This window comes from Siminovitchia jepli (assembly GCF_047228825.1).
In the GTDB taxonomy this organism is placed as follows: domain Bacteria; phylum Bacillota; class Bacilli; order Bacillales; family Bacillaceae_C; genus Siminovitchia.
Genome location: NZ_JBFEGN010000099.1, coordinates 1 through 11,460 on the forward strand (window position 1 = coordinate 1; position 11,460 = coordinate 11,460).

Here is an 11,460-nt window from a genome sequence, read left to right on the forward strand (position 1 = left end):
GAAGTGAGGTTTTTTTGTTACCACGCTATAAGCTCTCCGGAACCCCCGGCATAGCCAGGGGTTTTCTAAACCATTAAGAAAAGCGCAAGAGCCCGTTTAGCGACGTACAAACTGGAGCACTCCGCAATGAAGTAAAGGAAACACGGGGACGAAAAGCAGGCTCAAGCAGCGACGTCCTCGAAAAAGCTTGCGCTTTTTCTTCGTGCGATGATGATGCTGTCGAAGCTTTCCTTGTCCTGTCGCTTCGCCTGCACTAGCACATCCTGTGTTTTGACTTATCATAGTGCTCTGAATCAGCTTCCTCGAATAAACAACCACGCAGAAAAAGCCCAGCTTTTTCAAGGAAAAGAGGGCGAAGTTTGCTAGTCGATAGGCGCTGGAGCTAAACATAGAAAAACTTCTTTTGAAGTGTACTTCGAGGGTCCCGGAGCGTTTTGTTCAAAACTTGATCGTATTTCGGGTCTTCGGATCGTTTTGTTCAAAACTCGATCGTATATTCCCTGAAAAGCGCAAGGCGGCTAGCCTGCGACAACCACAAGACGGTTCCCGAGGAGGCAGCTTTTAAGCGAGCTAGCTCCACGCACAGGACCGTCCCAGTGCCGCAGGCGCCACAGGACGTGGCGGCCTAAGGTGGCCAAGCGCCATCGGCGGCAAGGATCAAACTCTTCGTCATATCCTTCTCTAGAACAATCATATCCGCTTTCTTCCAACTTTAAGGGAACCTAAGTTTGCCAAGACTTTAATCCCTCATGTTTAGCTTTCCTTCTAAAAGAGGAATGGCCCGCTGTCGTCCTTAGTCAGGGAAAAATCCTTTCCTGTTGCTCACGACTTAGACTTGTTTCTCCTTGTTTCGGCTAGGCTCGTGGCATCGGTTTTTAACCAATCGGACATCTTCTCAATATCTTTTGAAAAAACCCGGTCATGTTCAATGAATGGTACAACCTTTCTGGCCTCTTCCAAAAACGCTCTGGTGACTGTCGCCATTTTCTCTTTTCCCCTTATGTCTGCGGCCTGCAAACTGCAAATCGCTTCAATGGCCAATACGCGTCTTGTGTTTTGGATAATTTGATAGGCATGCCTTGACGCAATGGTTCCCATGCTTACATGATCTTCCTGATTCGCCGAAGATGGAATGGAATCAACACTTGCCGGATGGGCCAATGTTTTATTTTCCGATACCAATGATGCCGCGACATACTGCATGATCATCGCACCTGACTGCAAGCCTGGCTCAGGGCTTAAAAATGGCGGCAGGTCATTCAATTGCGGATTCACCAAACGTTCAATCCGGCGTTCCGAAATGTTGGCAAGTTCCGCCACAGCGATCGCCAGGAAATCCATTGCCAATGCAATTGGCTGCCCGTGAAAATTCCCGCCTGATAAGACCTTCTCCCCGTTATCAAAAACTAAGGGGTTATCCGTAGCCGCGTTCATTTCAATTTCCAACTTCTCCTTGACATAGTTCAATGCCTGCCATGAGGCTCCATGCACTTGCGGGATGCACCGGATCGAATAGGCATCCTGAACGCGGATTTCTCCTTGTTTCGTTGTCAACCGGCTGTCTGACAGAAACCTTCGGATCCGTTCGGCTGTTTCCGCCTGCTCCCTGTAGCCGCGGGCTATTTGAATATCCTCGTCAAATGCATCGATGATACCGCGCAGGCCTTCAATTGTGACAGCTGAAATAAGTTCTGCTTGATAAGCCAGTTTTTCGGCTTCCAAATAAGCGATTACGCCCATAGCCGTCATGGCCTGTGTTCCGTTAATAAGAGCCAGACCATCCTTGGCCGTCAGGCTGATGGGGAAAATCCCTTCTTTCGTCATGGCGTCCATCGCAGAAGTTCTTTTCCCTTTATAAAAGACTTCACCTTCTCCAATTAAAACAAGGGCCAAGTGTGAGAGCGGAGCCAAATCGCCGCTGGCTCCCAGGGATCCTTGCTGTGGAATCACCGGATGGATTTCCGCATTGATCAAATCCAACAGCCTTTCGATGACAACTGGACGAACACCCGAATATCCTTTCAGCAACGCATTGGCACGAAGCAAAACCATCGCCCGCGATACGATTTCCGGAAAAGGGTCGCCGACTCCGCAGGCATGGGAGCGAATTAAATTTAACTGCAATTCTTCTACGTCTTCTTTGCCGATCAATACATCACTGAATTTTCCAAACCCGGTTGTAATGCCATAGACGACCCTTTCTTCAGATACGATTTTTTCTACCGCTTTTCTGCTTTCTTCCACTCTCCTCATGCTTTCTTCCGAAAAATGAACTTTTTCCCGACCATAAAGAACTTTCCTTGCCTCGGAAAACGTAAGTGAATGACCAGTAAGTGTGACCATTTGTATTCTCCTTTCCTATTCCTTTAGTTAAGTAAAGCAGCCATGAAAAAGGGGACTATATCTTGGATTCGTCATTGATTCCAAGATATAGCCCCCTATTAACTAAACTAATAAACTATGGGCAATTATATATGGTTGATTCCCAATCCGATGGTTTCATGCTCGGATCCTTTCACTGGCGCGCCTATCGTCCCGTATAAAGCAACAGCAATCCAGTCTCCTTCCTGCTCATTGTCATACGGATTTCCCCGTAAAACAGCAAATGACAGGCCGACCGTCCTAAGGATGGAGCCTATTTGTACCTGGCCCCTCGTAATCCCATGCAGTGCTTCGATGATTGCATGGTATAGAGCATGCATCTCACGATAAACGTCCGAACGGACAATCCCGTTCTTCTTTGCGGCCGTTTCAATTGCAGCTACCACTTTATGTGTATCCATCGAACCAACTTTCCCTATACACCCGATCCAATTCGACTGCTCCAGCTTTTTTAATTGCTCAGCCGGATTATCGGACAGCAGTAGGAGAACTGCATGACGGCCAATTCGACGATCTTTATTCAAAGACATAATAAACAACTCTTTTTCTAATAACTATTAAGCTGATCAACTTAATTGTAAGCGCTATCTGATTCCGTGTCAACAAGTTTGCCGGAGTAACATAAATCGAACTAGCCCCGGAGCTACATGTTGATTTAACTGGCTTGCCATTAGTTAACTGACGAATATAGCCATATCTCCAATGAAATGAACGGCCGTTATGCTTCCGATTCAACAGGTCAGGAACCTTTAACGACACCTCATTGGATATCAAGTGCTATATTTCCATATCTTTTTACGCTTGACCCTGCTAAATCAATTTTTCCCATCTAAGATTACTCGATTTTGTCATTGCATTGATTATTGGCAACATCATTGCATCCGAGTGAAGCCAGTTTACCTTTAGCTAAAAAATTAACAATCGTTCATGGATGTCCTAATCACGATTCTTTCTACTGTTTATAAACACGAGCGGCAGGCGCAAGTGTGTTTAATGAAAATATGCGGCAACAGAGAAAAGTTACCCGTCATCAACCACCGCAGAGCTTTTTTAGGGCATTTGGATATCAATACCCACACCCATAAAGCACAGCAAAAAAGACCTTTCAAGTTCAATGAACTTATAAAAGGTCTTTATAATCCTTCATCATTCTGTTTAATGAAAGCCTTGGTTCCCCGTAAGCCCTCTATTTAAACTCGATAACCTCGTCTATAATTCCGTATTCTTTTGCTTCTTCCGCACTCATGAAATAATCCCGGTCCGTATCCCTTGCAACTTTTTCAACAGGCTGACCGGTTCTGTCAGCAATTATTTGGTTCGTTTTCTCTTTCAACTTTAGAATTCTTTTTGCTGATATTTCAATTTCTGTTGCCTGCCCTCTCGCACCCCCAAGTGGTTGATGAATCATAATTTCACTATTGGGCAGGGCAAAACGTTTCCCTTTTGTACCGGCCAGAAGGAGCATTGCACCGAACGATGCAGCCATCCCGGTACAAATTGTCCGCACGTTAGGCTGAATGTATTGCATCGTATCAAATATTGCGAAGCCTGCATTTGTAGACCCGCCTGGACTGTTGATGTATAAGGAAATGTCTTTTTCTGGATTATCCGCCGCTAAAAATAATAGTTGTGCCACAACACTATTGGCCATATGATCATTGATTTCTTCCCCAATCATGATAATCCGGTCCTTTAATAACCGGGAGTATATATCATAGGAACGCTCTCCGCGATTTGTTTGTTCAATCACATATGGAATTGTATTCATGACTGATTCCTCCTTTTCAGTTTAGCTATGCAGCCAGAGAGAGAGTACTTGAAGGAGAGGAATTTGGATATGAAAGGTTTTTATTTAAAACAGCGATTGGCGCTCCGGTTTTCTTTTTCAAAGTGCGGATTGATGGAATGGCTTTAATCAATACAGTCGGATCCTGTAATTCTACCGCTTTATGAAACAGCCCATAAAACTGTTCCTGCTCATTATTAGTCCAGTACAGTTCATTTGAAAAGGAAGCTTTTTCGGGTTCCCTTTTATCCATTCTTTTTCTTGCGCGATGAAGGCTTGCTTTTACCGCCACTTCAGTTGTGTCCAATAACATTGCAATTTCTTTTAATTGAAATTGAAAGCCTTCTTTCAACATGACGATAACGGCTTGTTTTGGCGTTAATGTTTTCATTAAAAAATCAATCACATCTAAAACACCATTACTTTCTTTTTTGCTTTCCTCCAATTCTGTCAACGGCAAGGTCGCTTCATTTTATCTTTTTCGGATCGTATCGATCCAAAAGTTATAAGCCATTCTTTTTAACAAAGCGGGCGTAATTTCGTCCTTTTGACTATAGCGATCCAGTGCTTTAACGATGACTTCCTGAGCAATATCCTCTCCGTCCCATTTATTTTGAGAAAGATACCGACAATATTGCTGAAGCTGCGGAAGTAAATGAACAAGGTTCTGATTCATTGCTTGCTGGGATTGATTGTTACTTTTCATTGATGTATGAAAATGATTTTCGTACATTTTGCTCACTCCTTTCAGTACGTCTCTACTTACTAAACGTTTGAAAAAACAAAAAAGATATGGGCGGAAAAATTTTTTTTTATTATATGTATACGGGTGCTGTTTTCGCCTCAAGTCCGATCAAAACATGATCTTATAATCCGTTAATGTCCATTTGATGGTTTACAGCCCCAAAAAAGTGGATACCGGTTTAAAAATTCCGGAAGAATAGGGTCGGGCTTAAATATAAAACCATTTTATTATGTATACTCACTGCTTGTTATTATGTTATCATTACCCGGCAGGTGAAGTCTTAAAAAAATTGACTGCAACGTAAAAATCCTACCGTGATTGCAAATCGGCAAAGCATGTATGCATCATTTCGTCATTGCATCTTGGTAAAGAATAGAACATGGAGTCCGACGGAGAACCGGTTAGGCCTTAAAGAGTTTAGAAAAACATATAGGAAATCTAAAAAGGAGTTCGAAACGAAACGATTTCGAACTCCTTTTTATCAATAACATGAAAGGAGAATCCGCCTGCAAGGATCTCCTTTCACTTACCTTATGAAAAGTGATCTATCAGAAGACAACAGTAATTTTTCTGTAAGTGTCCGTATCATATGGGGAACTAATTCAAAAGAGTATGGTTTATACACCCGTTCAGTCCATTTATGTCCATCTTTTCCGTACACCCCAATATTAATGGAAGGAATATTTAAAGCTTGGATTTCTTGTATAGGTAATGAATAAGTCTCATCCCAGCCAATAAAGTTTGCCATTAAGACATCCAGTTCGCTTTTGGATTCTTGGCAGGCAATATAGCTGCTGTCTGCCAAAAATGGGAAGAATTCCTTCATTTTAATTTCTTCTTTGGTTTTATTCTGAACGTCATTGATCAGCTGTTCAAGTTCCTTAATCAGCTGTTCATTCCCTTCTCGATCATATTGAATGGAATGGTTTGGGCAGTAAGGAGGAGAGAAAAACAGAATAACTCTCGGTTTTTTCTGTTCGTCCAGCTCCTGCAGTGCCTCAACGATCTTAAATGCCCGATCGCGTAATTCTTCTCCTTTGGTCCGTTCAGCAACATTACGAATGGTACGTTCAACAGGGATATTTTTTCCCCTCAGCTCCTGAATCAATTCCTCAATCGTAACTACTTCAATCTTAAAAGAAATCGATTGATCAACTTGCCCAAGTCTCTGCAGATATTGTTTGTAATTCATTTGAAGATATTGTTCAACTTCATCACAAGCCACTTTTGCTTGTTGCTTCAATTTTCTTAACACGTCTGAAGGGGTATCTTTATATAAAAAATAATTAAAGTAGATACCTGTTTTAAAAGGCGTTTGTACAGTGTAAGACTCTTTTCTATCGCGCTGTTGGAGACACGAAGGCGGGAGGATTACCTCTCCCTCTATCTGTTCGGCAAGAGCCATATTGTTGTTAATTTGCTTATTAATTTCTGAGGCAACAAGTGTTGAATCAATTCCTTTTAACGTTTCACCAACATGTACTTCTCTGCCGTAAATAAAGAAGCTGGGGAGTAGTTTGCCTGCAAATCCGGTATAAATATACTTACTGGAATCTCCTTCAAAAAGAGGACTTGTAAAATCATTATTGATTGCACAGATATATTCTAAATCATTTTCTTTTTGAAGCCTTGTCAGTTCAGAAATTGCCGAAATGATTCCAATATGCTGTGTTTCTTCGTCCGGATTAAACATGGCGAGTACATTTCCATGAAGTTTATCAAGATTCTCAGAGAAGTAATGCAGGTTGGCAATGTGAATTGCTGCCCCGCTCTTCATATCTAATACTCCGCGACCAAACATCCAGTCACCAGACTGTGCTTCTATCTTAATGGTTTCGTCATGATCATAGTTTTTGAAAAATTCCCCAAGTTGTTCGGAATCAAACGCAATATTTTCTAAATTTCCAAAGTCCTTCACGTTGACTGTATCGATATGGGAATGGTATATCACTGTTTTTTTAGCAGTAGGGTTCGCCTGAATCCATGCGAATATATTTTTCCTCCCATATGGGTCACCCGGAATTTCTTGTTCCCAAAGATGATCAGGGTGCTGCTTGAAGTATGGGAATTGAGAAATCCATTGTTTGATACGATCGGCTATCACTTTTTCACCATTTGTATGACTGACACTCGGTATTTTTACGAGCTCCTTTGTTAAATATGCAATTTGCTCCCTCAGCTCATCATGTTCGAATAATTGATTTAAGTCGTTCATTTTAAGACATCCTTACATTCATCATTCGCTTAATCTTTCAACTGCACAATCAAACATAATACGGGCTGCAAAAGCAGAGGTAATATCTTGAGGATCATACAATGGATTTACTTCTGCTATATCAAATGCATCAACAGCTGAGTAAAGCAAATCCAGCATTGTCATACATTGTACGGGTGTTAATCCCCCTGGCTCATTTGCCCCTGTACCCGGCGCATAAGCAGGATCCAGTACATCCACATCGAACGTGAGGTAAATTTTATCGACATCTTTTAATGCTTCGAATGTTTCTTTCACGATTTGTTCAGGTGTGCTTTGATGAACCTCTCTGGCTGTGAACTGTATGATACCGCTTTCTTTGAGATAATTTTCATACCATGGATAATTAATGCTGCGCACGCCTATTTGGACGACATGTTCAGGTTTTACGCGGGGGAGCTCCAGCGCTCGCCGCATCTGACTGCTTTGAGAAAAGCGACCTTGTATCGGTGTTTCGTCCACTAAATCCAAATGGGCATCAAATTGGATTATTCCGACTTGCCCATCTGTGTGGTCGTGCAGTGCTTTAATAATCGGATAAGATATTGAGTGGTCTCCTCCAATTACAAAAGGAAATACATTGTTTTTTAATAGCGCTTGAATTTTACTATACGCATTTTCAAATGTAAGTTCTGTACTGTAAGCAGCAATATCTATATCGCCATAATCCTGAATACCTTTATCTTGTAGTTGATAGGTTTTTCTTTTTTCAACGTTATAAACTTGATTATTTTCAATTCGATTTTCAAACCAAGAAAACGCCTCGCGGATTTTTGCAGGACCAAAGCGCGCTCCTGGCCTCCCTAATGAAGCGCCTCCATCCCAAGGAAATCCAACAATCCCAAATTTTTGTTTATTCATTTACAAATCCCTCATTTTTTGTAGTTTCATTTAAACGTATTTCATGCTTTTTAACGCCAATAAAGACAAAGAATCCGAGTATCATCCAAGCAACAAATAAAATGTATTCTATTTTCCCCATTGAAATTGGGGTTCCCGGGATGATCATGAGCAGTAAAAATAGTCCTGAGAAAAAAGTTGCAATATATGCCGTCTTGGTTCCACCTGGAATTTTATAGGGACGATTCAGTGTTGGTTGTGATTTTCGAAGCATGACACTTGCCAAAGCCATACAGAACCAAGCGATTAGAAAAGAAATTCCTCCCATAATGATAAACGGAAGAAGTACTCCGCTTCCGAGCAATATTCCCACGACAGTAATGACAGTCATAAACAATAATGCGCCGGTAGGTGTTTTATATTTTGGATGCCTTTTTGAAAAAGCTTTCGGTAAAAAACCCGATTGTGAAAAAGAGAAAATTAAGCGACTTCCCGCCAGCAAAAAACCATTAAATGTTGTAATGACCCCCATTAGTGCTCCGAAGGAAACAATGTATGGCAAAAATTTCGAACCGGTCGTCACTTCAAGTGCATTGATCAGTGGAAGTGAGCCTAATCCATCAATTTGACTGGCCGGCATAATAAATCCGGAAGCGATAATAATCAGAATGTAAAGGGTACCACCAAGAAGAATTGTTCCAACGATGGCATTTCCTAAATTCGAATAGTTAATTTTACTGTTTGCTTCTTCCACAGTTTTCGGAATCGTATCAAAACCATTCATAAAGAACAATATTGCTGCCATTGCAAGGACTACGCTATTGACTTTCGAGTCCGGGTTAAACAGTGGCTTAATATTTTCGGCGTCACCAATGAAAACGCCACTAACAATAAAGACAATAAATGTAATAATCATCATTAAGGTAGCTGAGTTTTGGAAAATGGTCGATTGTTTTGTTCCCTTCCAATTCATATAAACAATGGTCCCCACGACAATAAAACTGACAAGCAGCTGGGGTAAATAAACTTGATAATTGAAAAGAGAATAAATCGGATAGGAATTTAAAGCCGGGTATACATAGCTGGCCAATAATGAAATTGAAATAGCAACCCACGGCAAAATGATTAAATAACCTAAAATTAAAAACCAGCCGCAAATAAAAGCAGGTAATTTACCCAACGCTTTATACGTATAAGCAAATTCACCTCCAGCTACCTTTAGGCTTGCTGTTAACTCTCCGTAAACGAATCCGATTGGAATAATCATGCACATCGTGAGTACAACAGCGATGATCGCACCAAAACTTCCAGCTGTAGCCATCCATGCCGGAACGGAAATTACCCACCCGATACCAATCATGCTTCCAAAAGCCAGTCCAAAAAAATCTTTTGTTGTCATTCCGTTATTTTTTACAGGGTCATTTTTTCCCATTGGCATACCTCCTCCATAAGTAAAGTAAATTGTTTTTTTCTAAAAAAAAACACTTGCAAAAGTATTTGCAAGTTGCGTGCCAAAAATACCTATAATCAAAAAGCTGCTTAAGAGCGATAAAATCAAACAAACTTCGTCATAAAATAGTTGTTGTACTTTCAGAAGCGAAGGGGAGTGTAAGAAAATTCTACACCTCCCGCTTGTTTTTTTGAATTTTATACTTATTCATTTTATAATAAATCGTTTGGCGGGGAACCTTTAGCATTCGCGCGCTATGCGAAATATTAAAATTGGACATGGTTAAAATATCCTCCAGCAAGGATTTCTCATATTCATCTATCAGTTCCGTTAAAGATTTATTCTTTGTAATATTTTTTTTATGGGATACTTGTTTGGATGTAAGAATATATTTAGGTAGGTCCTCTACCATAATCATATTGCTATTTACAAGGTTGAAAGAGCTTTCAATACAATTTTTCAGCTCCCGAACGTTTCCCGGCCAATCATAAGTATTTAAAACGAGCTGGGCATTTGCATGAAGCCCTTTTATATTTTCATTGAAAGCTTGATTATAATAATGAATAAAAGCGTCGCAAAGGAGATTAATATCTTCTTTTCTATCTCGTAATGGCGGTATTTCTGCACTAATAACATTGAGACGATAAAATAAATCCATTCGAAATTTGTTTTCTGCTACAAGCTTTTCAGGGCGTTCATTTGTGGAAGCAATAATTCGTACATCAATGGGAATATCTTTATGGCTTCCGATTTTCCGGACACTTTTTTCCTCAATGATCCGCAGCAATTTCACCTGCATATCGATCGGCATAGAATTGATTTCATCTAAAAAAATCGTCCCGCCATCCGCAATTTCAAAAATGCCCTTTTTTTCTTGAGCACCTGTAAAACTGCCTTTCGAGGAACCGAATAAAATACTTTCTATTAGCGTACCAGGGATTGCTGCACAATTTTGAGCGACAAAAGGCTTGTGCCTTCTATTACTTTCATTATGGATTGAATGCGCAAATAATTCTTTTCCAGTACCTGTTTCTCCATAAATAAAAATGTTTGAATCTCTTGAGGCTGCTTTCTTCAGCGTTTTTTTGGTGTGTTCTAACTCTTCATTTATTGTAAGAATATCATCAAAACTATATTTGGCCTGAAATGAAGCTTGCGGAATTTTGTTCGCAGTTATTTTTTTAGCTTCACTTTCTGTATCCAGATTCGTCGATACGATGACTGCACCAATCATATTTGATTTATTTTTTAAAGGGAACGCAGAGTTAATCGCGTTTACAGTAAAATTATGATCTACCTCTAAGGATTGAAATTCGTTGACGATGGGCTCGCCGCGATCTAGCACCTTTAGCAATGTACTCGTTTCACGTGTTAACCACGGATAGAGCTCTAAAAAAGGCTTTCCGATTACGTCATTACTTCCCAGTTTATTGCAGACATCGTTGTAATTATTGTAGTATAAAATGTTTCCATCTATATCAACTATACAAATAACATCTGTTTGCTTAAAGTTCTTTTTCATTTGATTAAGCTGCTTATTATACATAGGAAACCCTCCTTATTTAAAGGTGTAAAATTATCATACACTTTTTATTAATTTTTTGACAGCCAAAAATATTATTTCAGCAAAAACTCCTGCACTATTTCGTCCAGTCGGTGGAGATCCTCGTTGAAACCGTATGCACTAATGGCTCCCCAGTCGTTCTATGGTATTGGCATCAAGATACTTTTGACTGGAAAAAAGCAGTTGTCAATCGAATCGTAACGAAGGTCACTTCAGGCTTAAAACCGGTGGAGTAACCGGACCCAAACAGTTGAGGCCCTTGATAAAACAAAAGAAGGGTTTAAGGTTCAGTAAATGAGTACAAACATCATTTTAAACATTAAGAAAAAATGAAATAATGATATAATAGTTATCATTGAATATAATATACTCTCGGTATTCCAAACGAGTAAATTCCTGAATTCCCAAAAATTTACTGGAAATGGAGTGTAATCTGATG

Annotated in this window: 8 protein-coding genes and 1 pseudogene; all 9 read right to left on the minus strand. The window is 40.3% G+C overall.

Annotated elements, in window-relative coordinates; all coding sequences use genetic code 11:
* Positions 1-822 precede the first annotated feature (822 nt).
* The 9 genes and pseudogenes from hutH to AB1L08_RS19650 all read right to left on the minus strand — a co-directional run bounded on the left by hutH (position 823) and on the right by AB1L08_RS19650 (position 11,003).
* The gene (gene hutH / locus AB1L08_RS19610) at positions 823-2,343 is read right to left on the minus strand and encodes a histidine ammonia-lyase (protein ID WP_413066319.1); all 1,521 of its coding nucleotides are present in this window, start codon (positions 2,341-2,343) and stop codon (positions 823-825) included.
* Positions 2,344-2,468: 125 nt separating this feature from the next.
* Entirely contained in the window at positions 2,469-2,912 is a 444-nt protein-coding gene (gene hutP / locus AB1L08_RS19615) for a histidine utilization transcription antiterminator HutP (RefSeq protein WP_413066320.1), read from the minus strand.
* 656 nt (positions 2,913-3,568) lie between these two features.
* Positions 3,569-4,153, minus strand: a pseudogene (clpP, locus tag AB1L08_RS19620) (ATP-dependent Clp endopeptidase proteolytic subunit ClpP); the annotation flags it as partial.
* 22 nt (positions 4,154-4,175) lie between these two features.
* Positions 4,176-4,622 carry a sigma factor-like helix-turn-helix DNA-binding protein gene (locus AB1L08_RS19625; protein WP_413066321.1) on the minus strand — a complete coding sequence of 149 codons (447 nt, stop codon included), beginning with the start codon at positions 4,620-4,622 and terminating at the stop codon, positions 4,176-4,178.
* A gap of 18 nt (positions 4,623-4,640) precedes the next feature.
* On the minus strand, positions 4,641-4,901 hold the full coding sequence (locus AB1L08_RS19630; protein WP_413066322.1) for a sigma factor: 261 nt from the start codon (positions 4,899-4,901) through the stop codon (positions 4,641-4,643).
* A 538-nt stretch (positions 4,902-5,439) separates the two neighbouring features.
* A complete protein-coding gene (locus AB1L08_RS19635; RefSeq protein WP_413066323.1) occupies positions 5,440-7,128 on the minus strand; it encodes a M20/M25/M40 family metallo-hydrolase in 1,689 nt (562 codons plus the stop codon).
* A gap of 21 nt (positions 7,129-7,149) precedes the next feature.
* Positions 7,150-8,028, minus strand: coding sequence for an agmatinase family protein (locus AB1L08_RS19640; protein WP_413066324.1), 879 nt, complete (start codon positions 8,026-8,028; stop codon positions 7,150-7,152).
* Positions 8,021-9,439, minus strand: coding sequence for an APC family permease (locus tag AB1L08_RS19645; RefSeq protein WP_413066325.1), 1,419 nt, complete (start codon positions 9,437-9,439; stop codon positions 8,021-8,023). The genes AB1L08_RS19640 and AB1L08_RS19645 overlap by 8 nt, the downstream gene beginning before the upstream one ends.
* Positions 9,440-9,626: 187 nt before the next feature.
* Positions 9,627-11,003 carry a sigma-54 interaction domain-containing protein gene (locus AB1L08_RS19650; RefSeq protein ID WP_413066326.1) on the minus strand — a complete coding sequence of 459 codons (1,377 nt, stop codon included), beginning with the start codon at positions 11,001-11,003 and terminating at the stop codon, positions 9,627-9,629.
* Positions 11,004-11,460: the final 457 nt, after the last annotated feature.